This is a genomic window from Novibacillus thermophilus (assembly GCF_002005165.1).
GTDB lineage: Bacteria > Bacillota > Bacilli > Thermoactinomycetales > Novibacillaceae > Novibacillus > Novibacillus thermophilus.
Map to the genome: position 1 here is coordinate 2,049,784 of NZ_CP019699.1, position 25,715 is coordinate 2,075,498.

17 protein-coding genes and 2 pseudogenes are annotated in these 25,715 nt (G+C 51.8%); 13 read left to right on the forward strand and 6 right to left on the reverse strand.

The window, feature by feature from the left end; all coding sequences use genetic code 11:
* Positions 1-132: 132 nt before the first annotated feature.
* The 7 genes from pyc (at position 133) to B0W44_RS10210 (ending at position 9,643) form a co-directional block, all read left to right on the forward strand.
* Positions 133-3,585 (forward strand): pyruvate carboxylase, encoded by a 3,453-nt coding sequence (gene pyc, locus B0W44_RS10180; protein WP_077719944.1) that lies wholly within the window; start codon positions 133-135, stop codon positions 3,583-3,585.
* A 377-nt stretch (positions 3,586-3,962) separates the two neighbouring features.
* On the forward strand, positions 3,963-4,649 hold the full coding sequence (gene deoC / locus B0W44_RS10185) for a deoxyribose-phosphate aldolase (RefSeq protein WP_077719945.1): 687 nt from the start codon (positions 3,963-3,965) through the stop codon (positions 4,647-4,649).
* 98 nt (positions 4,650-4,747) lie between these two features.
* Complete coding sequence (locus tag B0W44_RS10190) at positions 4,748-5,488, forward strand: GntR family transcriptional regulator (RefSeq protein WP_077719946.1); 741 nt, start codon at positions 4,748-4,750, stop codon at positions 5,486-5,488.
* A 21-nt stretch (positions 5,489-5,509) separates the two neighbouring features.
* Positions 5,510-6,463 (forward strand): ribokinase, encoded by a 954-nt coding sequence (gene rbsK, locus B0W44_RS10195; RefSeq protein WP_077719947.1) that lies wholly within the window; start codon positions 5,510-5,512, stop codon positions 6,461-6,463.
* Positions 6,464-6,486: 23 nt separating this feature from the next.
* Positions 6,487-7,431, forward strand: a complete 945-nt coding sequence (locus tag B0W44_RS10200) for a nucleoside hydrolase (protein ID WP_077719948.1) — start codon at positions 6,487-6,489, stop codon at positions 7,429-7,431.
* A gap of 25 nt (positions 7,432-7,456) precedes the next feature.
* On the forward strand, positions 7,457-8,407 hold the full coding sequence (locus B0W44_RS10205; RefSeq protein WP_077719949.1) for a nucleoside hydrolase: 951 nt from the start codon (positions 7,457-7,459) through the stop codon (positions 8,405-8,407).
* 27 nt (positions 8,408-8,434) lie between these two features.
* The gene (locus B0W44_RS10210) at positions 8,435-9,643 is read left to right on the forward strand and encodes a NupC/NupG family nucleoside CNT transporter (RefSeq protein WP_077719950.1); all 1,209 of its coding nucleotides are present in this window, start codon (positions 8,435-8,437) and stop codon (positions 9,641-9,643) included.
* 26 nt (positions 9,644-9,669) lie between these two features.
* On the opposite strand, the gene B0W44_RS10215 is transcribed toward B0W44_RS10210, so the two are convergent.
* The 3 genes from B0W44_RS10215 to B0W44_RS10225 form a co-directional block, all read right to left on the reverse strand.
* Positions 9,670-10,851, reverse strand: a complete 1,182-nt coding sequence (locus B0W44_RS10215) for an acetoin utilization protein AcuC (RefSeq protein WP_149027111.1) — start codon at positions 10,849-10,851, stop codon at positions 9,670-9,672.
* Positions 10,851-11,495 (reverse strand): CBS and ACT domain-containing protein, encoded by a 645-nt coding sequence (locus B0W44_RS10220; RefSeq protein WP_077721340.1) that lies wholly within the window; start codon positions 11,493-11,495, stop codon positions 10,851-10,853. Before B0W44_RS10220 ends, B0W44_RS10215 begins: the two co-directional genes overlap by 1 nt.
* A gap of 75 nt (positions 11,496-11,570) precedes the next feature.
* On the reverse strand, positions 11,571-12,206 hold the full coding sequence (locus B0W44_RS10225; protein ID WP_077719951.1) for a GNAT family N-acetyltransferase: 636 nt from the start codon (positions 12,204-12,206) through the stop codon (positions 11,571-11,573).
* A 246-nt stretch (positions 12,207-12,452) separates the two neighbouring features.
* On the opposite strand from B0W44_RS10225, the gene B0W44_RS10230 reads away from it, so the two are divergent.
* The 6 genes and pseudogenes from B0W44_RS10230 (at position 12,453) to acsA (ending at position 20,699) form a co-directional block, all read left to right on the forward strand.
* Positions 12,453-13,088, forward strand: coding sequence for a nucleoside recognition domain-containing protein (locus B0W44_RS10230; RefSeq protein WP_077719952.1), 636 nt, complete (start codon positions 12,453-12,455; stop codon positions 13,086-13,088).
* Positions 13,089-13,127: 39 nt separating this feature from the next.
* Positions 13,128-13,664, forward strand: a complete 537-nt coding sequence (locus tag B0W44_RS10235; RefSeq protein ID WP_077719953.1) for a spore maturation protein — start codon at positions 13,128-13,130, stop codon at positions 13,662-13,664.
* Between the two features lie 24 nt (positions 13,665-13,688).
* A complete protein-coding gene (locus tag B0W44_RS10240) occupies positions 13,689-14,624 on the forward strand; it encodes a S66 peptidase family protein (RefSeq protein WP_077719954.1) in 936 nt (311 codons plus the stop codon).
* A 63-nt stretch (positions 14,625-14,687) separates the two neighbouring features.
* Positions 14,688-17,665, forward strand: a pseudogene (dacB, locus tag B0W44_RS10245) (D-alanyl-D-alanine carboxypeptidase/D-alanyl-D-alanine endopeptidase).
* A gap of 104 nt (positions 17,666-17,769) precedes the next feature.
* Positions 17,770-18,606: an alpha/beta hydrolase family protein gene (locus B0W44_RS10255; RefSeq protein WP_077719957.1), complete on the forward strand. Its 837-nt coding sequence runs from the start codon at positions 17,770-17,772 to the stop codon at positions 18,604-18,606.
* A 374-nt stretch (positions 18,607-18,980) separates the two neighbouring features.
* Positions 18,981-20,699 (forward strand): acetate--CoA ligase, encoded by a 1,719-nt coding sequence (gene acsA, locus B0W44_RS10260; protein WP_077719958.1) that lies wholly within the window; start codon positions 18,981-18,983, stop codon positions 20,697-20,699.
* Positions 20,700-21,059: 360 nt separating this feature from the next.
* Here the strand turns inward: acsA and B0W44_RS10265 are convergent, their stop codons facing one another.
* From B0W44_RS10265 to B0W44_RS18555, 3 genes and pseudogenes are all read right to left on the reverse strand, one after another.
* On the reverse strand, positions 21,060-22,340 hold the full coding sequence (locus B0W44_RS10265) for an ISNCY family transposase (protein WP_077718433.1): 1,281 nt from the start codon (positions 22,338-22,340) through the stop codon (positions 21,060-21,062).
* 215 nt (positions 22,341-22,555) lie between these two features.
* Entirely contained in the window at positions 22,556-24,340 is a 1,785-nt protein-coding gene (locus B0W44_RS10270) for a penicillin-binding transpeptidase domain-containing protein (RefSeq protein WP_077719959.1), read from the reverse strand.
* Positions 24,341-24,798: 458 nt separating this feature from the next.
* Positions 24,799-25,518: pseudogene (locus B0W44_RS18555) on the reverse strand (transglycosylase domain-containing protein); the annotation flags it as partial.
* Between the last annotated feature and the right edge of the window lie 197 nt (positions 25,519-25,715).

Sequence of the window (25,715 nt, forward strand, 5' to 3'; positions counted from 1 at the left end):
CTGACAGTTGGCGGTATTCATTTGTCGTCGGGTTTAGTCAAAATGAGGTGTTCGGGTTGCCATGTTTGAATTTAACGATTAAACTATTACTTATATTAATTGAAGAGTTTTGATTTTTTAGGGAGAGATCCGATGACAGAAAGAAAGTTTCACAAAGTGATGGTCGCGAATCGCGGCGAGATCGCGATCCGGGTGTTTCGCGCGTGTACGGAATTAGGCATCCGCACGATAGCCATTTATTCGGAACAGGACAATACCGCTCTACACCGCTTTAAAGCCGATGAGGCCTACTTAATTGGGAAAGGGAAGGGTCCCATTGAGGCGTACCTCGACATCGAGGGGATTATTGAGCTCGCTAAGCGGCACGACGTAGATGCGATCCATCCCGGCTACGGGTTTTTGGCCGAAAACGCGGAGTTCGCCAAACGCTGTGCCGACGAAGGGATCGTGTTTATCGGTCCGTCGGCCGAACACATTCAAATGTTCGGAGACAAAGTGGATGCCCGGGCGATGGCGATCAAGGCGGGGATTCCGGTCATTCCCGGAACGGAAGACCCGGTTGCCAGTCTGGAAGAAGCGGTTCAATTTGGCCAAGAACACGGCTATCCGATTATCATTAAAGCAGCGGCCGGAGGCGGCGGACGGGGGATGCGCATCGTCCACAGTGAATCCGAGCTTCCGGAGGCGTTGGAGCGGGCGCGGTCTGAAGCGAAGTCGGCCTTCGGTGACGACACGGTATACCTGGAAAAGTTCCTGGACCGCCCGAAACATATCGAAGTACAGATTTTGGCCGATCGACAAGGAAATATCGTGCACTTGTTTGAGCGGGATTGTTCTATCCAGCGGCGTCACCAAAAGGTCGTGGAAGTGGCGCCGAGTGTCTCCCTCCCAGACGCAGTGCGGGAGAAAATTAACGAGGCAGCATTGCAGCTGATGCGGACTGCCGGCTATACGAATGCCGGGACGGTGGAATTTTTGGTCACGTCCGATCATCAGTTCTACTTCATAGAAGTCAACCCGCGCATTCAAGTGGAGCACACGATTACAGAGATGATTACGGGCATTGACATCGTGCAATCCCAGATCCGCATAGCGGAGGGATATGCACTCACGGACCCGGAAATCGGCATTCCGCCGCAGGAGGAGTTGTCGACCAACGGGTACGCCATCCAGTGCCGGGTGACGTCGGAGGACCCGTCCCAGGACTTTATGCCGGATACGGGCAGATTGTTGCATTACCGTTCCGGCGGGGGATTCGGCATTCGCCTCGACGTGGGGAATGCTTTCACTGGAGCGAACATTACGACGCACTACGACTCACTGCTCGTAAAGGTGTCTGCGTCGGCACTCACGTATGAGCAGGCAGCGCGGAAGATGCTCAGGACGCTGCGGGAATTCCGCATCCGCGGGGTCAAGACGAACATCCCGTTTTTGGAAAACGTCGTGCAACATCCAGAGTTCTTATCCGGCGAGTACGATACGTCCTTTATCGACAGCCGTCCGGAACTGTTCGAGTTTCCGGAGCGCAAAGACCGGGGCACGAAGTTGCTCAAGTACATCGCCCAGACAGTGGTGAACGGACACCCCGGTTTGCCCAAGGGGAAAAAACCGGACTTTCCTATGCCAACTGTTCCGGCCACGTCGGTAAAGCAGCCCTATCCCGACGGGACGAAGCAAATATTGGACCGGGAAGGACCGGAAGGGCTCGTGTCTTGGATCAAGTCGCAACAGAAGCTGTTGCTGACGGATACGACGTTCCGCGACGCCCACCAGTCGCTGTTTGCCACCCGAGTGCGGACGTACGACATGTTGCGCATATCGGAAGCGACAGGGAAACTGGCCCCCCAGTTGTTTTCGCTGGAAATGTGGGGGGGTGCCACCTTTGACACGAGTATGCGTTTCTTGAACGAAGATCCTTGGGAGAGGTTGCGCCTGCTCCGCGAGCGCATTCCCAACGTGCTGTTCCAGATGTTGCTGCGGGGGGCGAACGCCGTCGGTTACACGAATTATCCGGACAACGTGATCCGCCGCTTTGTTCGCCTCGCGGCCGAGCAAGGAATAGACGTGTTCCGCATTTTCGACAGTTTAAACTGGACGGAAGGCATGCACGTCGCCATCGACGCCGTCCGGGAGAGTGGCAAAGTGGCGGAGGCGGCCATCTGTTACACCGGGGACATCCTAGACCCGGAGAGAGACAAGTACTCCCTCCAGTATTACGTCGACATGGCGAAACAGCTGGAACGCATGGGAGCCCACATTTTGGCCATTAAGGACATGGCCGGGCTGTTGAAGCCGTACGCGGCGTACACGCTAATCAAAGCGTTGAAAGAAGAAGTCGGTCTCCCAATTCACCTTCATACCCACGACACGAGCGGCAACCAGCTGGCGACGCTGCTAAAAGCGAGTGAGGCGGGAGCGGATATTGTCGACGGTGCTTTGAGTGCCATGTCCGGTCTGACGTCGCAGCCGAGCCTGGACGGGTTGGTCGCCACATTGCAGCGAACGGAACGGGATACGGGGCTCAATTTGCGCAACTTGCAACAGCTTTCCAATTACTGGGAGGGTGTGCGCACGTTTTATGCCGGCTTCGAAAGCGGGATGAAGGCGCCGACGTCGGAGATTTACATTCACGAGATGCCGGGAGGACAGTACACGAACTTGCACCAGCAGGCGAAAGCGGTCGGCCTGGGCCACAGATGGGATGAGGTCAAACACGCGTACCATGTGGTGAACCGCTTGTTCGGCGATATTGTGAAAGTGACCCCGTCGTCGAAAGTAGTCGGCGACATGGCCCTGTTTATGGTGCAAAACGATTTGAGCGAAGACGACGTGTATGAAAAAGGAGAGCGGCTCGACTTCCCCGAGTCTGTCGTTCAATTTTTCCAGGGGTACATCGGTCAGCCGCCGGGTGGCTTTCCGGAGCGGTTGCAACAGATCGTGTTGAAGGGGCGGAAGCCGCTCGAGGACCGTCCCGGGAAGCTGCTGCCTGAAGTGGATTTTGCGGAGACGGCGCGGGAATTGGAAGAAAAGGTCGGCCGCCCGGTAGACGACTGCGACGTCATGTCTTACATTATGTATCCGAAGGTGTTCCTCGATAAGGAGAAGATGAGGCGTGAATACGGTGACCTCGGGGTATTGGATACACCGACCTTTTTCTACGGCCTGAAGGTCGGGGAAGAAGTGGCCGTCGACATCGAACAGGGGAAAACGTTAATCGTCAAACTGATGTCCGTCGGCCCGATCAGTCCAGACGGGAAGCGGACGGTCTACTTCGAGTTGAACGGACAGCCGCGCGAAGTGGCCGTGCCCGACTTGTCAGCAGATGTGTCCGTCGAGTCGCGACCGAAGGCGGACCCGGACGATGCGGGCCAAATCGGGGCCTCCATGCCGGGGAAAGTGCTGAATGTGATGGTGAAAGCGGGCGATGAGGTGCCAAAAGGCGAACACCTCCTCGTCACGGAAGCAATGAAGATGGAAACGACGATCCAGGCGCCGTTCGCGGCCAGGGTGAAAGCCGTGCACGTCTCCATCGGCGATGCCATTGAGACAGGAGACTTGCTCCTCGAACTGGAGAAACTGAAGTAGCCGAGGAGATGGTCGAAAAGGCCATCTCCTTTTTTCATGGCCCTCGATCCACCTACATCCGGCTGGTTTTAGGAAAAAATTTCACCTATTCCAAACCTCAGACTACGTTTCCAACACCCCCAACTGGCACGGGAGATGAGTTCACCACTTGAAAATCCCCCAGTCTGCCAGCCAATCCTCGTGTTTTATCTTTAGGAGCTCTTTGTTTGCTTGCCCGCTGACTACATCCGGTTTTGGTTCCCTTATTTTTTACTTCACATTACTAAATACTTCTAAATATCAACACATTAAAAGCGTTGACTATGTACTACTAAACGTCTATATTTATATATATACGTATATATACGTTTACAAAAGTTGAAACGGAGGAAATAATGATGGCCGAATTTACCGTTGAGGAAGTAGCAGCTAAAATTCAACACACGAATGTAAACCCCGATGTGACGCGTGACGAGATAAAAAAGTTATGTGAAGACTGCATGGAGTATGGCTTTGACGGCGTTATGCTTCAACCGTGCTGGATAAAAGACGCAAAGAAGTACTTAGCAGGATCTAAGGTTAAAGTTTGCACAGCTCTCGGCTACCCGATGGGTGGTTCTACGGCTAGGAGCAAAGCAAGCGAAATGGCGGAAGTCATTGAATTAGGGGCAGACGAAGTGGATTTTATGCCAAATATCGGATTCCTAAAGAGCGGTATGTACGACGAATTTGAAAAAGAAGTAGCACAGATTGTCAAAGCTGCTAAAGGGAAGATCACCAAAGTGATGCTCGAATTCGGCATGTTGACTCAAGAAGAAAAAGTAAAAGCGGCTGAGTTGTCCATTCGCGCAGGTGTAACGTATCTCAAAAATTCAAGTGGATGGGGCAAAGGAGGTAAAGCGACAGTCGAAGATGTCCAACTCCTTAAAGAGGTGGCAAACAATGAAGCCTTAGTGAAAGCCTCAGGTGGAATTCGCGATTTTGATAGTGCAGTGGCGATTTTAAATGCTGGTGCAAGTTTATTGGGGACAAGTGCGGGAGTAAAAATTGTAAGCGGATCTGGAGAGGTGTTAAGTGACTATTAAATCAAATCGATCGTTCCATTCCCCGCCATTCACTAGCTCCTTTAACCGTGAGGAACGGTTATAATGGGAAAAGTGAATAATTAGAAAGGGGATACACAATGGAACATAAAGTTGTTGATGTGAACAGTCCTTACCCTCTATACAGACAGGTAGCCGATTGGATGCGGGAAAATATCAACGCCCAACAGTGGAAGAAAAATCAGCAGCTGCCTGCGGAAGAAGATCTGGCAAAACAATTAGAAGTTAGTCGCGGCACTGTGCGGAAAGCGATTTCGCTGTTGATAAAAGAAGGTCTTCTGATCCAAATTCAGGGGAAGGGGACGTTTGTTGCCGCACCGAAAGTAGCACACCCCTTTGGACAGGAACTCATTTCATTTGCTGAGTCGATGGAAAGAGAGGGGATAGATTATGAAACAAAGGTCATCAAACAGGAGGTGACAGTCCCCCTTTTGTCGATTAGGCAAAAGCTCGAAATTGCACCCAACGAGAATGTCCTCTATTTAAAAAGAATCCGTTACATCAAGGATGAACCAGTCATTTTACTCGAAAATTTCATTAACTTAACGCTGTGTAAAGGGATTGAACATTCGGACTTTGAGAAAAACACTCTATTTAGCCAGATAGAAAAATTTAGCAACTCTAAAATAAGGCACGGCATCCGGCGCTTTGAGGCCAGGGCGCTTACGGAAGAGCAGGCCAATTTATTAAATCTCGATGTAGACATGCCAGTTCTGTATTTGGAACAAATTACATTTGACCAAGAAAAACGTCCGCTTGAAACGTCGCGGGTCTGGCTGCGGTCAGATAAATATGTGATTACATCCGTTTTAACGAGATGATGATGCAGAGGAGGGCGAGAAATGACAGCAACGGCGAAACAAATACTTGTCGTCGGCAGTTACAATGTAGGTCTCACCTGTCAGACGGATCGTGTCCCGGTGTGGGGAGAAACTTTGATCGGGAGCGGTTTCTCGGAAAGCAACGGTGGAAAAGGTGCTAATCAGGCAGTGGCAGCGGCTAGATTAGGCGCCAGTGTTTCCTTTGTAGGTTGTCTAGGGGAAGATCGTTACGGTGATGACGGACTAGAAATGCTGAATCGGGAAGGTATTGATACGTCGGATGTGAGGAGAACGAACCAGAAAAATACGGGTGTCGGCATCATTTTGCTCAACAGTAAAGGGGACAACTGTATTGTTGTGGATCCTGGAGCTAACAGCGAGTTAGACGCGAAAGACATGGAGAGCTTAACATCCGTGAATTCAGCCGATGTGGTAGTGTTTCAACTGGAGACACCTTTAGAGACGGTAAAACGCGGGATGGAAATCGCCAAAAGTCTAGGTAAACAGGTGATTCTCAATCCAGCTCCGGCAAATAAAAAAGCAGTGGATCTGTTGCCTCTGGCGACCGTCGTAAACCCAAATGAATCGGAACTTTTAATTCTAAACGGTAAAGATCCGGATACGGAGTTGACGGACGATAGGTGTGAACAATTGGCACAAGCTCTGTTGCAACGAGGTCCGACTGCCATCGTTGTTACAAGGGGAGAAAATGGAGCCATGATCGTGACACAGGACGGAACGGAAGTGATCCCGGCTGTATCCGTGGACGCCGTTGACACTACTGGCGCTGGCGACGCCTTCACAGGAGCCTTGGCAGTCGCATTGGCTGAACAAAAAGGGTTAAAAAAAGCTGTTCAATTTGCCGCTATCGCCGGTTCGTATAGCGTGACTAAACGGGATGTTATTCCCGGTCTTGCGACAAGGAAAGAATTAAAGCGTTTTGCTATTGAAAACGGAATCAACGGTATTGATTGATATTGGAAGGGAGGGGATGACATATGGGGAAGAAAGTTTATTTAAATCATGATGGTGGTGTTGATGATCTCGTATCGTTATTTTTACTGCTTCAAATGGACGAAGTGGAATTAACGGGGGTAGGGGTTATTCCAGCAGATTGTTATTTGGAGCCTGCTGTTCACGCCAGCCAAAAAATCGTGGATCGATTCGGACATGGACAAGACCTTGATGTAGCCACTTCCAATTCTCGTGGGAAAAATCCATTTCCAAAGGAGTGGCGTTTGCATGCATTCTTTGTGGATGCATTGCCCATTTTGAATGAATACCGACCGATTAAGACGGTTGTCTCCAAACTTCCGGCACATCGACATCTCATTCAAAAAATTAGGGAATCAAAGGAACAGATGACACTGTTATTTACTGGTCCGCTGACAGACTTGGCAAGGGCACTGGATGAAGCTCCTGACATAGAGGACAAGATTGAACAATTAGTTTGGATGGGCGGTACCTTTCTCGAACAAGGGAACGTGCAGGAACCGGAACACGATGGCACTGCGGAATGGAATGCGTTTTGGGATCCAGAGGCCGTTGCATGTGTGTGGCGAAGTAAGATTGCGATCAACCTTGTCGCACTGGAAAGTACGAATAAAGTGCCCTTGACTCACGAGGTGAGGGATCGTTGGGCTTCTCTCAGGACGCACACAGGAGTTGATTTTATAGGACAATGTTATGCTATATGTCCACCGCTCGTCCATTTTCAAACCAATTCCACTTATTTTCTGTGGGATGTGTTAGCAACCGCGACCATTGGAAACAGCAAGCTTGTGAAAAAACGGACTGTCTACAGTGTAGTCCATACTTCTGGACCGAGCCAAGGAAGGATAGAAGCTGCAAAAGAAGGTAGACCCATTCAGCTCGTGTACGATGTAGACCGCGAGGCGTTTTTCGACTACATTACAGGCTTAGCGCAAAAAGCAGAACATTAACTGAGATTGGATGGAGGGTGACAATATGACGAAACGCATTATTATTGATACGGACACAGCGGGTGACGACACGATCGCTCTATTGACAGCCCTACACAACTTTAAAGTGGAAGGGGTTACGATCACCGGCGGGAACGTACAATTTGATCAACAAGTTGAGAATGCACTTTACACTATTCAAGTAGCTGGAAAAGGTGGACAAGTTCCTGTTTACAAAGGGTATGAACGACCCATTTTCGCCATTGGAGAAGAACAACACGTGACGGTCGAAGATGTTCACGGAAAAGACGGAATGGGCGATTCTTTCTTTGAGAAAGCTATACAACGCCCGGAATCTGGACATGCCGTCGATTTTATCATTGAGAAAGTAAAAGAATTTCCCGGTGAAATATCGTTGTGTGCGATTGCTCCCTTGACCAATATCGCCATGGCGATTAAAAAAGAGCCGTTTATCGTACAGGACATTGCCCACCTATACATTATGGGCGGCACGAACAATGCGTTGGGCAATATTACACCTGCGGCGGAATACAACTTTTGGGTTGACCCAGAGGCAGCTAAAATTGTGCTTCATTCTGGAATTCCGATTACTATGGTCGGTTGGGAAATGTGCACTCGATATTCTGTTATGGATGACGACGATCACGAAGAGATTGCAGCATTAGGTACAAAAGGAAGCGAGTTTTTTATCAATGTAAACCGAGTGGTCAAAAAGTTTAATAAAGAAGTGCACCGTCTCAACGGGACAACACATCCCGATACACTACTTGTTGCCATTGCAGCGGATCCAAGCATCATGACTCAGTCTTCCCATTATTACGTTGACGTTGAGACCGTGGGTAACCTGACACGGGGATACAGTCTCGTGGATATCAACCATCGCCTGGGAAAGAAACCGAATGTCCGCGTTTGTGAGGCAGTTGACCGAACGGCTTTTAAAGACATGTTGCTTACCGTTTTGCGTGAGATTGATTAATACCAATTAACTTACTGGAGGATTGCTATGCAAATTTTATGGGGTCTTTTTGGCATATTTGTCATATTGGGAATCGCTGTTCTTGCGTCGCGCAACCGAAAAGCGATCAATATCCGTACTGTACTGGGTGCTTTAATTATTCAGATTGGATTCGCCTTTGCTGTTTTAAAATGGGAAACTGGACGACTTGTCTTTCAAAAAATTACCGCCTTTGTCCAGACGATCATTGATTCATCAAATGAGGGAATTCAGTTTCTTTTCGGTGGTGTTTTAAGTGAAGATGCCGTTATCTTTGCTTTTCAGGTACTGACAGTTGTTATATTCTTTTCCTCTCTGATTTCGGTTTTGTATTACCTTGGAGTGATGCAATTTTTAATCAAGATCATAGGAGGTTTTCTGTCCAGGATTTTAAAAACGACTCGCCCGGAGTCGATGTCAGCGGCCGCTAACATTTTTGTCGGTTTGACAGAAGCGCCCCTTGTCATCAAACCTTATTTAGAAAAATTGTCAAAGTCTGAACTTTTTGCAGTCATGACAGGTGGTACAGCCTCCGTGTCCGGGTCCGTACTGGTTGGTTACTCCCTAATGGGTATTCCTTTAGAATATCTCTTGGCTGCGTGTTTTATGGCCGCACCAGCGGGTCTGTTAATTGCTAAAATTTTGGTGCCCGAAACAGAAGTCAAGAGGGTAGAACAAGACATTCAAATTGAAAAGGACACCGATACGATTAACGTGATTGACGCCGCTGCGAAAGGGGCCTCGGTTGGATTGAACATAGCGCTCCAAATCGGGGCCATGTTGTTGGCTTTTATCTCCCTCATTGCTCTTATTAATTTAGGATTAAGTTGGATCGGTGGGTGGTTCGGGGTCGAATCCCTAACATTGGAAACCATTCTCGGTTATCTTTTTGCTCCGTTAGCTTTTGTTATCGGTGTACCGTGGGAGGAAGCCGTTCTTGCTGGATCATTTATCGGGCAGAAATTTGTCATTAACGAATTTGTCGCTTATAGTTCATTTGCACCGGAAATAAGTTCTCTTTCTGACAAAACGGTCGCTGTTGTCAGCTTTGCTTTATGTGGTTTTGCCAATCTGGCGGCTGTAGCTATCCTCCTTGGAGGTTTGGGCGGGTTGGCTCCTAAACGCCGTCCAGATATTGCGCAATTCGGACTGTTGGCCGTTATAGGCGGAACGCTCGCGAACTTGTTGAGTGCTGCCATTGCAGGCATGCTTTTATAAGCATAATTAAAACCGGGGCATGTGTTTTAACCTTTGCCCCGGTTTTTTTGTGCTACTTTCGGTACGCCGATGAGCGCCCGTTCCACCGTTCGCCGGTTCTTCTCTGTGATCTCGGCCCGCCTTGGAATCGGTTTCCACTGGTCAACTGGATCGTACAGGGTGGGCGGTAACGGGACGGGACTTTCTTTTTGCCACTTTTCCCGCCACGCCGCGGGGACAGGCGAGCAGCTCAAGTCGTGATCGTTCATTTCTGCCCAGAGGAGTGTCCACGCTCGGGGGACGACGCGCCAAATGTCGTAGCCTCCGCCGCCCAGGGCGACCCACCGTCCGTCGCAGTACGTGTGGGCAAGGCGATGGATCAGCCGAGGGATGTGGCGGTAGATGCGCATGCTGGTTGCGAGGTGGGTGAGGGGGTCGAAGCGGTGGGCGTCGCAGCCGTGCTGGGAGATGACGAAGTCCGGCTGAACTTTGTCGACGACCTCGGGCAGGACCGCCTCCAGCGTTTCGATGTACGAATCGTCTTCCGTGAAGGCGTCCAGGGGGACGTTGATGGTGAAACCGTACCCCTGGCCGTCGCCCCGCTCACTGTAGTCCCCCGTCCCCGGGAACAAATAGCGACCAGTTTCGTGGATGGACACAGTGCACACGGCGGGATCGTCGTAAAAGGCCCACTGTACCCCGTCCCCGTGGTGGGCGTCAGTGTCGATGTACAAGATGCGCATGTCGGGGAAATGTTTTCTTAGCCAAGCAATTCCGACGGATGCGTCGTTGTACACGCAAAATCCGGAAGCCTTCCCGGTTAAGGCGTGGTGCAACCCGCCTGCCAAATTAGCGGCATGCTCGCAGTCCCTGTTTGCGACGTGTTGGACAGCCTGAACGGTTCCTCCTGCGATAAGGGCGGCGGCGTCGTGCATATGGGGAAAGGGGGGAGTATCTTCGGTGTCCAAGCCGCACGCTGCCAGATCGTCGGGGGTGTAGTCGTTTCCCGAGCACTTTTTGATCAAGTCGATGTAGGAACGGTTGTGTACAAGGGCCAACTCGTCGTCAGACGCCGGTTGCGGCGGAAGCAGCTGTTCTTCTGTCAACAGGTGGAAGGCCTGCATGAGATCGACAGTTAGCAGTAAGCGTTTTGGGTTAAAAGGGTGCTGTTCGTGGAAGAAGTAGCGGGTCACGTGTTCACTGAATACGAAGCGTACGGACATGATGATCAATCCCAGTCTTTCGGGTCTTTCGTCGGCCACACGACACGGAATCCTTTGGCGTCCAGTTCGTTGACGACGTCCCGCGCGTCCATCGTCTCCAAGCGGAAGACGAGGTGCAGCGAATCCGGTTCCTCTCCAGTGTAGGTGAACACACTGGCGACGTTCATGTTGTGGGAGCGGAAAACTTCCGTCACTTCTGCGAGGACGCCGGCTTGGTCGGGAACGGTCATCTCCACCCGTTGACTGGGTTTGGTTACGCCCATCAGTTCCACTAACGTGTGCAATATGTCTTTCCGGGTTAAGATGCCGACGATCCTGTTTTGCCTCACGACTGGTAGACAGCCGACGTTGTACTCATAAAGGGTCAAAGCGGCTTCCTCCACGAAGTCGCGGGGGTGGGCGGTCAGGACTTCCTTGGTCATGATGGAAGAGACCGGTTGTGCCATGATGCGTTCATCCCGCACCCGCTCCAGCGTTGACGGAGACGCGTCGCGCAAATCGCGATCGGTTACAATTCCGACGAGCCCGCCTTGGTCGACGACGGGCAAGTGTCGAATGCGGTGTTCCTGGACTGTCAAGAGCGCCAAGCGGATCGTTTCCGACGGGTGGATCGTGATGACATCGGTTTTCATGATATCCTGTACCAACATGGTCATCCCCTCTTCATCAAGCTCCTTTGCACAGGCTCTGCAACGGGCTGCCCCTTTTGTCAGCACACTGCCCCGTTAGTACATGTCGCGATGTTGGAAGCGCAGGCGGTTAAACTGTTCCACCGACTCCGGCGGGACACGGCTGCCGATGCGCGCCATCAGGCAGTTGGCGGGGTGCGCGGTGATTTCGGAATCGTCGGTGGCAAATACGGTCATGCCGACACAGCCCATCACTTTTTCCATCACTTTGCGGTATTCCCACACGGAAAGGCCTGTCCCTTTTAAATCCCAGTGCCAGTAGTACTCAGTGGAGATCACAATGTAGTGTTCCATGTATTCGTCGGCAAAGGCAGTTTTCAACAGCGCTTTGCTGACACCGTGGGAGCGGTAAGGCGGGGCCACTTCGATGGCCCCTAATTCCAGTAAGTCCTCCATGTTTCCTTCCGACCAACGCTCCAGCGGATCGGGGTACAGGAAGGTCACGTAAGCAACAACCTGTTTTTCGTTCGTCGCCTGGATGATACGTCCTTCGGGCAAATCGGCAATCTCGGCAATCGCTCGCTGCTGCTCCTCAGGTGGACGGAACGCGTGAAGACCGTCGTGAAAGGAGTACTTCCGTACTTCTTCACTTGTTACCGGACCTTTGACGCATAAGGACACTGTGGGAGAAATGTTCACAGTTTGTTGGTGAACCGTTTTCAAGTGCTCCATGATACGACTCCAAATGTCAAAACGTTACCATTATTATACACAACTCCGTCTGCATATTGTGGAAAATGTTATGAATTGAATGATTTAAATTTCGGTTAGATTTTAAAGAAAAATAGGACATTTTTGCATTCAATAATGGGAAATAAAATTAAAAGTTTAGATTTCTTACCCAAAAAGACGATGATAAGTGGCACAAAAAATGCTAGACTAGTTTTACAAAAATAAATTTTCGGAAGGATGGGCATAATGATCAACGTGATTTGGTTTTTGTTACTCGCCATTGGAATTGTTGTCGGGGTTGCCAACGGACGGACACAAGAAGTGACAGAAGCAGCCATCGATTCAGCAGAGACGGCCGTTGAATTGGCTATCGGGTTAATCGGTATCATGGCGCTGTGGTTAGGAATCATGAAAATCGCGGAAGAAGGTGGGCTGGTCCGTTTACTTGCCAAAGCGGTCAAGCCCGTCATGGTGCGCCTGTTTCCTGACGTGCCAGCGGAACATCCGGCTATGGGGAGCATGCTCATGAATATCGCGGCGAATATTCTCGGGCTGGGGAATGCCGCAACACCGTTAGGCCTCAAGGCGATGATTGAACTGCAAAAGATTAATCCCCATAAAGAGACGGCTTCTAATGCCATGTGCACCTTTTTAGCTTTGAATACGTCTTCTTTGACTTTAATTCCAGCGACGATTATCGGTCTCAGAGCTGCTGCAGACTCCCAAAATCCGACAGAAGTCATAGGCCCGATCATTGTCGCCACCACGGTATCCACGATCGCCGCGATCATTGCCGTTAAGTTGTTGGAAAAACTGCCAGTGTTCTCGTATACAAAAGCGATGCGTCAACCGAAGCAGGACGACGCGGACCAATCTTTATAGCTGTTTCCTGAAACTATGTAAAAGTAAGGGGTGTATAAAATGTTTGTCAAATTTATGGAAGCTCTCTCGTTGTATGCGATTCCTTTTGTGTTACTCGCCATACCGTTATACGGATACATCAAGAAAGTGAAAGTGTACGAAGCTTTTACCGACGGGGCGAAGGAAGGCTTTACGACAGCTGTTCGCATCATTCCCTTTCTGGTTGCGATGCTGGTTGCCATCGGGGTCTTCCGGGAGTCTGGCGCCATGGAGTTGCTGACAAATGTTTTAGCGCCTGTCACCCAACTCATCGGAATGCCAGCGGATGTATTCCCGATGGCCATTATGAGGCCCTTGTCCGGAGGCGGTGCACAAGGGGTAATGACAGAACTGTTCAACAGTTTTGGTCCCGATTCATTGGTTGGGCGAATGGCCTCTGTCATGATGGGGTCAACGGAAACGACATTTTACGTACTCGCCGTGTACTTTGGGGCTGTATCTGTGAAAAAGACGCGCCACGCCTTGCCAGCCGGACTCATTGCCGATGTCGTCGGATTGCTGACAGCCGTTTTTGTGGTTAATTTAATGTTCGGGTAATTATATGAAGGAGTGTGCTCGCGAATGGTCAAAGGGAAGGCCTTAACGTTCGGGGATACGATCGGCATCATTGCGCCGGCTAGCCCGCTGGCAGAGCCCGAAATGGTCTCGAAAGCGAAAGCCGCTCTCGAAATGCTCGGATTTCGTGTCAAATTGGGGCAAACGTGCTTCGAGCGTTGTGGTGGTTACCTAGCAGGCACGGCAAAGAGACGAGCAGAAGACGTTCATCACATGTTTAAAGACCCCGAGGTCGACGCGGTTATGTGTTTACGGGGCGGGTACGGGTCGATGCACGTGCTTCCGCTTTTGGACTACGAGTTAATTGCCGAACATCCTAAGTTGTTTATCGGTTATAGCGATATTACGGCCTTGCATACGGCATTCTGGCAAAAAGCGGGTCTGGTGACACTGCACGGCCCGATGGCCAGCCCTGAAATCGTCGGGGATTTGGATGATTATTCTAAAGAGAGTTTGTTACGGGCGTTGACACAAAACGGCCGTCTCGGCAAAGTGGCAAATCCACCAGGCACCCGTATCGAATGCTTGGTTCCAGGACGGACAACTGGCAGGCTCGTCGGCGGAAATTTGTCTTTGCTCGCAGCGACGATTGGAACGCCTTTTGAGATTGAAACGAAGGATCGCATTCTCTTTTTGGAGGATGTTGGCGAGGAACCTTACAAAATCGACCGCATGTTGACACAACTGGATATGGCGAACAAGTTAGCTGAGGCGGCAGGCTTTGTGATCGGGGACTGGACTGGCTGCGAAGCCAAAAGTCTTCCCGACAGCTTCACTGTCAAGGACCTTCTGGAGCAAATCGTGGCTCCATACGGTAAACCGACGATATACAACGTCATGGCAGGTCATACTAAACCGTTAATGACCTTACCCCTCGGGGTAACGGTCAGTCTTCATGCTACAGAAAGAGCGTTGATCATTGAGGAGAGTGTCACGAGATAAAGGTGGACATAAAGTGGGTAGATGGTTGCAGTCGAGTTTGAACCAGTGAGGAGATGAAGGGGAATGAAGCGCGCAACATTGATCGGTACAAAGGTGGCGTCGTGTTTCATCGTACTGCTGCTCTTTATCAGTTGGACTTTGCCCGTGGTGGCCCAGGAGCAGGCTCCTGCGGATAAACGGTTAGCCGACACATTGCGCCAATATGTGGAAGAACTGAAGGACGAGCCAGATGCGGCCGGGATGGTGGTCGGGTACGAAGTGTACTCGCTGGACCGCCAGCAGACACTGGCGGCGATGTATGAGAAAAAAACATTCGTTCCCGCTTCGACAATGAAAACACTCGTCACGGCCACAGCGCTGGACCGTTGGCCTTCCGATCAGCGATTTCCAACGAAACTGTACATAGACGGTCAGGTGACGAAAGGTGGAGTGTTACGAGGGGACATTGTGCTTAAAGGTTACGGAGATCCCGTCTTGACACCGGAACAGCTGCGCAAGCTGGCACGGTCCTTGGCAGAGAGAGGGGTACGCCGGATCAACGGCAATATCGTCGTCGACGACAGTTATTTTGACGCACAGCGTTTGGGGCCGCACTGGATGTGGGACGACGAACCGTATGCGTATAGTGCCCAGATTAGCGCTTTAACTGTGAACAAAAACACGGTAGATGTGTTAGTAGAGCCGACGAAACCGGGGAAGAAACCGAAGGTCTCCATTACCCCAGCTCCCGATTACGTGAAGGTGATTAACCGCGCTACAACGGTCGAAGGGAGCGAAGACGACCTGACGGTCGAGCGGCCGCGGTTAAAAAACGAGATCGTCGTGTCCGGAACGATCGGCGTTCAATACGATGGCAGGCTGACAAAGGCGCACGGTAGCGGCATGGAGAATACAGACCAGATCACAGAGTATCGTAGTTCCCGTAAGGCCCATCAAGGTGTCCAAGTAACGCGTACGGTTGAAAACCCTGCCCTGTTTGCCGGTCACGTGTTGCGAGAGAACCTGAAGGAGGTGGGCATCGCCCTTCATCCCCGTTCAAAAGTGGCGGTCGGGAAGGTGAATGGTTCTCAAAAACTCGTGGCAGAGACGGCGTCTCCGACGTTGGACGCGATTTTGCGGGAGCTGATGAAAGACAGCGATAACCTCATTGCGGAGACGCTCGTCAAACAATTGGGCGCCCGTGAACAGGAAGAGGGGAGTACAGAGGCTGGACTTACTGAGATCGCCGCATTTGCCAAGGACGTCGCTGGGTTGGACTCAGGATATGTGCAAAAGGATGGATCCGGTCTGTCGCGGCTGAATGTCATTTCTCCCCATCATTTGGTCCAGCTGTTGGTGGCGATGGACGCGCATCCGGCAGGAGAACGATTCCGTTCGTTTTTACCTGTGGCGGGCGTGGACGGCACGTTACAATACCGCATGGTCGGTACAGCGGCGGAAGGAAACGTTCAGGCGAAGACAGGAAGCATGAGCGGTGTCAATGCGTTGGCCGGTTACGTGAAAACGGGTGATGGGGAACGGCTGGCTTTTTCCATCATGTTGAATGGGGTGTACAAGAGTGAGCATGCACTGGACATGCAGGATCGGATTGCGGTCGCCTTGGCTTCGTATCCCGATTTGCCAGACCCCGATCTCCCCTCGGAAGAGCCGACGACGTACCCGTTATCTGCTGTGTTCGATCCCATCCTGGACGATGAACGGTATGCAGGGGTGATCCAGGGGGTGGCCGTGCGGTCCCTGGAGAGTGGAAAGACGCTGTATGAGCGCAATGCCCACACCTTGATGACACCCGCTTCCAATACGCAGTTGTTCACCTCTGCGACCGCCTTGGCCCAACTCGGCCCCGATTATCGATTTCGGACGGAAGTGTATCGGACGGGACGCATGCGCGGTCACGTGTTGCACGGGGACCTCATAATAAAGGGGTACGGCGATCCGACGCTGACTACAGAAGGGATGTCACGCGGGCTAGACGGACCGACGGTGGAGGAGATGGTCGAAGAAATACGGGATTTGGGCATTCGGCAAATCAAAGGCGACATCGTTGTCGACGAATCGGCATTCGCGGATCACGTGTACGGACCGGGCTGGGTCTGGGATAAAGAAAGTGACGACGATCAACCGCAAATAACCGCTCTGTCCGCGAATCAGGGAACTGTTCGCCTCGAGTATGAACCGGGCGACAAGCCGGGTGACGGTATCGACTTGAAGTTAACGCCAGACACCACTTATGTGCAGGTCATCGATGAGGCGGTGACCGGGGTGGCGAGTTCGAAACCGACGTTGCAAGTAAAACGAGAGCGCGGGTTCAATGTCATCCGTCTCACCGGCAGCTTGCCGTGCGACTTTGACGGAGCCAGTCTTCAGATTCCAGTGGAAAATCCAGCGCTGTATACTGGACAAATCTTACGGGAACGGCTGCAGGACAGGGGCGTTCGCTTCCACCCGAATAGCGAAGTGCGGGCAGGGGAGCTGCCGGACGGAGCGGAGCTCGTACAGACATACTGGTCGCCCCCGCTGTCAGAAATCGTCCGCTTTCTCAACCACTACAACGACAATTACGTTGCGGAAATGATTTTGAAGACGATCGGGTTCGAGACGGGTGGAGAAGGAACGTTTGCTGGAGGAGTTAAGGCTGTGGACGTATACAGGGAAACCCTCGGAATCGCTTCCAGATGGGACATGTTGGATGGCTCTGGCCTGACGCGGTACAATTTGTTTTCAGCGGACCAGATCGTATCCTTGTTGCAGGCTGTACGCGAGGAGCCGTCATTCAGGCACTTTTTCGATTCGCTCCCGGTGGCTGGGGAAGAAGGAGCACTCCGCCGTCGGATGCAGGGACGGAGGCAGAGCACAACGTGAAAGGCAAGGTCGGTGCCTTCACCCATGTCCGCGCCTTGTCGGGTTACGTAAAGACTCGAGACGGGGAATGGCTCGCTTATGCGATACTGACCAACGGGTTTACGGAGGCGTCCCTGATCGAGATGGAAGATCGCCTCGCCGTCGCGATGGCTGAATTTACGACAAACAAGCTTCGTTAGTGATGGCTTCAGACTTAATAATTGCAACTGATGGCTGTCATCAATGCAGCAGGTATGATAATCTTTTGACAGAACCTTAAGCACACAACGAGGGAGAGAGGCGCGTGCGGATTCCGTTTCGACTCGTGAAAAATGCTGACCGCGTCATTCGAGGAGACGTGTTTCCTGCGCGATCAGCATCACAGGGAACGTTAATCATTTGCCATGGGTTCAAAGGATTTAAAGACTGGGGCATGTTTCCGTATGTCGGGGAAGCGCTGTCTGAATGGTTAGATGTGATCACATTTAACTTTTCGCACAACGGAGTAGGAGATCGTTTGACGTCGTATGATGAACTGGAGAAATTTGCTAAAAATACGTACTCCCGGGAGCTGGAAGATTTGCATGCCGTTGTTGACCACGTCCGAAAGGGGGAGTTACCCGTCGAACGCCGTATTCCGGCAGCTCCCCTTTTTTTACTCGGACATAGTCGGGGAGGTGCCATTTGTCAAATTTACGCCATGGATTACCCCGAGCACGTGTCGGCGGTCCTGACGTGGAACGGGTTGGTGGAGGTTGACGGGATTTTGTCAGAAGAGATGAAGCGAGAGATGCGGGAAAAAGGGAGGACGTTTGTGCAAAATGCCCGTACCAAGCAAAATATGCCGTTAGACTTGGAAATCTTAGAAGATATTGAGCAAAACAGAGAGCGGTTTAATATTTTAGAACGAGTTAAAACGTCGCGCATGCCGATGGCATTGATTCAAGGGACCGAAGATTCCGAACGACTCGTTGAGGGATCGGCGAAGTTGACTGAGAACAATAAACGGATCAAGTGGATTCGCATTGAGGGCGGCAATCACACGTTTGGGACAGTTCATCCTTTTCAAGGAGAAACTGAGCCACTAAAGGCAGCGATCCGGGAAACACTGTCCTTTATTTCGGAACAACTAAAGGAGTAGGTTTCATTCTACCTGTTTTTGTCGAACGCCCCTCATTTGGCGGCCATTGGCTTCGCCGCCGACTGCCGTTCGGGCTTGGTCCGATCAACCAAGTCCTATACGCCTTCCTATCTGGCACATCAGCGCTTTTGTAAGTTCAAACAAAGCCTTTGTCGCTCAGGCAAACTTCTCGCCGTTAGGTCTCCGGAGCTACTTGTCATCAAAAAACGGCATTTTGGGCCCGTGTGCGATTTTGGGTATCGTTTTCGGCAAATAAGACATTTTCACTGGCGAACAACATGGAATATGCTAAACTTTGCCAATCTTGCTTACTATGTTATAATAAAAAAAGCTTGATTACGCTTTCACTAATTTTTCCCAGAGGAGGTCGTTTGATGAGTGCAGAAGTTCTCGCGCCTGATACGACGAGAAAACATCACTTACAAAATTACGAAGAAACCTACCGACATTTTGATTGGAAAGAAGTTGAGAAAAATTTCTCCTGGTACGAAACGGGAAAAGTGAATGCGGCGTACGAAGCGATTGACCGGCATGCCGAGGGGAATCGTCGTGATAAGGTGGCGCTTTTCTACAGTGACGCCAACCGCGAAGAACAACTGACATTTGGAGAGTTGAAAGACCTCTCGAACCAATTCGGCAACGTGTTGCGCAAAATCGGCGTTGAAAAAGGAGACCGCGTCTTTATTTTCATGCCCCGCTCACCTGAGTTGTACGTCAGTTTGCTTGGCACGGTCAAGATCGGCGCCATCGTCGGACCGTTGTTTGAAGCGTTCATGGAAGGGGCGGTGCGCGACCGTCTGGAAGACAGCGGTGCTTCTACCATCGTGACCACACCCGAGCTGCTGGATCGGGTTCCGGTGGACGATTTGCCTTTGCTGGAGCACGTCATTCTCGTTGGCGGCGAAGGGGAGCTGCCGGACGGCTATTACCGCTATGAAGACGAAATGAAAAGGGCCTCAACAGAGTTGGAGATCGAATGGGTCGACCGGGAAGACGGGTTGATCCTCCACTACACGTCTGGATCGACCGGTAAGCCGAAAGGGGTTCTGCACGTCCACAATGCCATGATACAGCATTTACAGACGGGGAAATGGGTGCTGGATCTGCAGGAGGACGACATATACTGGTGCACGGCAGATCCTGGCTGGGTCACGGGAACGTCTTACGGTGTATGGGCACCGTGGTTGAACGGGGTGACGAATGTCATCCGCGGCGGCCGGTTCGATCCGGACGACTGGTATGCGACACTTGAGAAATACAAGGTGACGGTCTGGTACAGTGCTCCGACGGCGTTCCGAATGCTGATGGGAGCCGGTGAAGCTGTCGCGAAGAAGTACGACCTGTCTTCCGTCCGTCACATTCTCAGTGTGGGGGAACCGCTCAACCCCGAAGTGGTACGCTGGGGAATGAAGGCGTACAACCGGCGTATTCACGACAACTGGTGGATGACGGAAACAGGAGGAATTCTCATCTCAAACTATCCAAGCATGCCGTTAAAGCCGGGTTCGATGGGGCGTCCGATTCCAGGTGTTGTCGCGTCGATCGTGGACGACGAGGGGAACGAACTGCCCCCTAACGAAATGGGCAACCTGGCGATCAGGAAAGGCTGGCCGTCCATGATGCGGGCGATATGGAATCGCGAGGAGAAGTACAAATCTTATTTCACGGATAACGGGTGGTACATTTCCGGTGATTCTGCTTACCGAGACGAAGAAGGTTACTTCTGGTTCCAAGGGCGAGTGGACGACGTGATCATGACGTCGGGCGAACGGGTCGGGCCGTTTGAAGTAGAGAGCAAGCTGGTGGAACACCCGGCAGTGGCTGAAGCGGGTGTCATCGGAAAGCCAGACCCCGTGCGCGGTGAGATCATCAAGGCGTTCGTCTCCTTGAGAGAGGGATATGAGCCGAGCGATGAATTGAAAGGAGAGATTCGCCAATTCGTTAAAACCAAGCTCGCCGCCCACGCTGCACCGCGTGAAATTGAATTTAAAGACAAGCTACCGAAAACCCGAAGCGGCAAAATCATGCGCCGGGTACTGAAAGCGTGGGAGCTGGACCTCCCGACCGGTGACCTGTCGACGATGGAAGACTGATAGATCGACCTTTTAAAAATACAGGCTGTCCATTAGACGCCTTTCGTCATGGACAGCCTTTGTTTAATTAGCTTTGAACCTTTCAATATGAGTCATTTAACTAAACTCTCATTTCTATGATTGCAAAACTCTATCTGTCAAGCGTCAGTGAAAATGTCCTATTAACTCGTCAGTGATTCTGTCCTATTTTAGTTATTCCCCCATCCCGTTCAGGAGCGTAGCTTGTAGTGGGCATTTTATCAAGGGTAAAGGCGTATGCCCGAGTTTCACTCGCCCTTGATAAAATGCCCACTACAAGCTCCCTGGCTAAAAGGGATGAAGGGATCATTGTCCGTATTCTAACGGCACAGTCTAGATTTTTTAAGCCCGTTGTCGTATCCTAGATTTAGATTGGGTGCGCCCATATTGGCGCCAAGGATGATTGAGTGCGGGCTTGTGAGGTTGTTTCTCCGAGCTCGCCTTTTGTTTTTGCAGCGACTGGCGTTTTGGTTTTACTGTTTCCTTTAGGGGGTAATCCACCCCTTTGTGCCGGACAAATAGTCTTCCGTCTAATGTTTCTCGCACTTCGACACGGGTTTTGCGCGGGATGGTTTGTTGGTGATCCGAGCGATCTATTGTGTAGGTTTTTCCTTTGTAAGCAATTGTTTCTCCGGTTCCCAGAGTACGCTTTTCACGGTAGCAAAGAATTAGATCCAACGCTTGTCCTTGTTCCAAAGGGACAAACGCACTTTCTGGGTCACGCGGTTCAACCGCAAACTGTTCGTTATGCGCTTTGATCAACTCCGGCAGCACCGTGTTGGCCTCCTCAATGGTGTCGATGCCCCGGAGGCGCAACTCGACAATCCAACGGTCTTGTAGCGTTTGGAACAGCCGTTCAATCCGTCCCTTGGCTTGTGGTGTTAAGGCTTTGATATGAGTCACACCTAACTCTTCAAGGGCTTGTCCGAATTGCGACAAAGGAACGGGTTCTCCCGCCAATTCCTGCTCGATCGTTTGCTTCTCGTTAGGGGAACGGAAAATCATATGGCGATCCGAATACACACTCATCGGAATGCCAGTTTGCTCAATCATCTGTCGTGTCAGCCTAAAATAGCCCTCGGTGTCCTCCTGTGGCCGGAAAAGAGCAGCCACGACTTTTCCAGTGGCATCATCAATGGCGGCAAGAAGGGACATCGGTTCCGCTCGATCTTCCAACCAAGGGTGAGGGCTCCCGTCCATTTGGACTAACATGCCGGCTTGTGGCTTTCGCTCACGTGGCCGGTGCACGTTAGCCGGACGCCGTTTGCGTTTCGGTTTGATGCCGGCCTCAGAGCGAATGCGACGCACGGTTGACGGACTGACGTGAATTCCTTCGTACTTGGCCAACAATTCGGCAAAATGCACATCATTACACCCTTGATACGCATCGCTTTGGTGGAGCTCCAGAATTCTTTGACGTGTATTGTCAGACAGTGCGTGTGCCGGTTTGCGTCCTTTGTTTTTGTGGATAATCCCCGTTTCCCCCTCCTCAAGCACCCGTTTTTTGAGACGACAAACCTGGCGGTAACTTAACCCAAGGAGTTCAGCGGCTTCACCTCCTGTGATCAAACCTTGAATCCAGCGATCAATGACGGTGTAACGCTTCAGCTCTTGTCTGCTCATGAATATGTTCTCTCCCATATGTGACATTTTCACTGACGCGTTACAATATGACAATATCACTGACGAACAACATTGCAAAACTCTATCTTGTGGAAGGCGTCGAACTCGTTTATGATCAGTAGAATCACAAACCTACAAGTTGCAATCCTTTTACTTGTTCAAAGTATGGTAAAGGTAGCGATTTACGTCCCTTCTGAACACATTCCCTGTGAAAGTCATGTTGTGAAAAGAAGTATGCCTAGTCGGCGAAACCAAACGTTCGTTCCGACGTTTTCACCATGACTGCTTTTATCGCCTTCATTTCCGTTCGTGGGAGAATCGGCAGGTTCCGGCTGATGGCCTTGTACGTTCACAGTGTCGGAAGCTTCGGATGGTCCACTGGCGTTGACAGCCGTCACGTGGTAGGTGCGCGTCCCTTCAAAGCGGCCGTCGTGAGTGTAATGCGTTCCCTTGACTTCGGCAATTTGTCTCCCGTCTTGATATACCCGGTAATGTGTGACGTGTTCGTCTGCCGGATTGGCTTGCCAGGCGAGGTTGACGCCGTTACCGCTGTAGGAAGCTTCTAGCCCTTGTGGCGGTGATGGGACACCAAGGGGATCGGCTGCCTCCGCTTCACCTGCTGTCTGTTCCTTGGACAAGTTGGCCACGTTGGATTTCCCGGACTCTAATCCGACGACGTCGACGGCTTTCACGATGTACTGGGCGCCAGCTTCTCCCGTGTAGCGGTACGGTTCGCCCAGGCGGATGCTGGCGACTCGGGAGAAGGTGTTGCCGTCAGTGGAACGGTACACCCGGTAACCGACGACACTCTTTTGCCCCGTGTGCTGCCATGTGACATTTTTGCCGTTGACTGTCACCTCGGGTGCCCGGGGCGTTCCCTCGCTTTGGCGCGGGTCTTTTTCCCAGGGGATGTTGTGATCGCCCGACGTGTAGTCCAAATTCAGGCCTTTGTGGTGGTCGGGAATGCGGATGCCGACCCCTTGGTTGATGACCATGTCGTCAGGCGTTTTGTCGTTGGCAATGTAACGTACCCCGTCGTAATCGACGACGCGGGCTTCGATGTGCACGTCACAGGCCTCTTTTGGCGCGTGACCCGACTGGAACAACTCCGTGTATACAGAGCCTGCGTGCTGGCAATGTTCTGTCGCCCGTTTGCCGGAGATGGAGCAGATTTCAGCGCTGACGATTCCACCAGGACGTTTGAACTGTGTGCCGGCCGGGGAGAGCTTTGGCTTCGTCTGCTGAATCGTGTTGAAAAAGTTTGCCCACATGATGCGTGCCAGCCGATCGTTCGGCCTGACCGTCGGCGTCGATTTTTCGTAGTCGTACCCGACCCAGACGCTCAGCGATATTTTCGGCGTGTAGCCGACAAACCAGACGTCTTTGCTCTCTTGGGCGGTCCCCGTTTTGCCGGCCACGTCGTAGTTGCCGATCCTCGCACCGACGAGAGTGCCGGTTCCGTACCGCAGCACATCGCGCAGGACGTCGGTTAACAAGTAAGCCGACTGCGGCGACATGACGGCCTTTGGTTTGTGTTCATGTTCGTATACGACGTTCCCGTCCGCATCTTCAATGCGGGATATCAGGTACGATTCGTTAAATTTTCCTTCGTTGCCGAAGGTGGCGTACGCCGCTGCGATCTGTTCCGGCGTGAATTCAATGGCGCCGAGCACCCCTGCTTCCACATGGCGGTCCTCAGGGACGGACATGTTCAGCTGTTCAATGAACTGGTACCCGTTTTTCACCCCCACTTTGCGGAAGGCGTCAATGGTGGCCACGTTGTGCGACTTGGCCAAAGCCTCGCGGGCGGTGACGTATCCGTAAAACCGCCTCGAGTAGTTGTTGTACGTGTGGCCACCTGGGCCTTTGGCCGTCTTCGGAGAATCGTCCAGTACCGTGCCCGGCTGCAAGACGCCGTTTGCCATCCCGGGACCGTAGGCAAGAAGCGGCTTGGCGGAAGATCCGGGTTGTTTGATGGCGTCGAGGGCCCGGTTTTTGATGCTCTCTTTGTCGCGCCCCCGACGAAGGCGAGGAGTTCACCCGTTTCAGTGTGGACGAGGGCAGCACCGATCTGTTCTTTTGCCGTGATCTCACCGTCGATGCCTTCCACTTTCACTTTGACGTCGGGCTTGTACCCTTTGTAATCCCGGACGACTTTGTTTAGCGCCTCGTACAACTCCATGTCGATGGTGGTGTAGATGCGGTAGCCGCCTTCTGCCGCTTTTTGTTTGTACTCGGTCAACATGTCGTCGTACTGGGCGACGTCTAACGCGTCGGCGTCGACACCGTCGGCTTTCATCAGGGCGATGGCCGTCCGCTCCTGGATGGCCTCAAACAGGTACGGGTACTCTTCGTACACGTGTTTTTTCCCTTTGGCGAGTGAGTTGGCAATGTCGAACTGCTTTGCTTCTTCGTATTCTGTTTCACTGATCTTGCCGTTGTCCAACATCCGCTTTAACACGGTATGCTGGCGCTCGATTCCCGCCCGTAACGTGTCTTCGTCAAACGGGGAGTAAGCGTTCGGACGCTGGGGGATCCCGGCTAAATAAGCGGCCTGTGCAATGTTGACATCTTTCGCGCTGACGCCGAATATGCCTTCGGCCGCTGCTTCAATCCCGTACAGATGTTCGTGGCTCGCTCCCTGCCCGAAGTAAATGCGGTTCAAATACGAGGTCAAGATCTCGTCTTTGTCAAACAGGCGTTCCAATCGAAGGGCGAGGAAAATTTCTTTCGCCTTGCGGGAGTAAGTCTGTTCCGGGTTTTGCAGGACGGACAGTTTAACGAGCTGCTGGGTGATCGTGCTGCCGCCGGTCGTCGTCGGACTGCCGGTCAGGTCCTGGATCGCCGCCCGCAGGAGTGAGCGCGGCACGATGCCTTTGTGATCGTAAAATTCCCTGTCTTCAGTGGAGATGAAGGCGTCGATAATGTGAGGGGACACTTCATCCAGGGTGACGAGTTCGCGGTCATCAGCGGTGCGCAGTTCCCCGGTCCCGATCCGTTTTTCATGGCGGTCAAATATGTAGCTTGTTTGTGAGAATTGCTGTATGTCTTCGGTCAGTTCTTCTTTGCTCGGCACGTCTTGTTCTTTGACTAGAGATGCAACGAAACCGGCCACTGCTCCGGCGCCGACAAAACTGAGGCACAACGCGGTAATGACGACGGTAAGGATAAAGACCATACTGTAACGGGCTGCGCGGAACCACTGCGGTTTCTGTTTTCTCACATGCAACCCTCCTTCTGGGGTGGCGTATCCTGTCGGGACATGTCGGACAAGTTTGTTCGGGTTCCATTATACCATAGCCTGCGTCATCATTTGACACGCTGCAGTCGGTGTGGTAAACATATGGAGAACGTATACGATAGGAAAGGCGATGA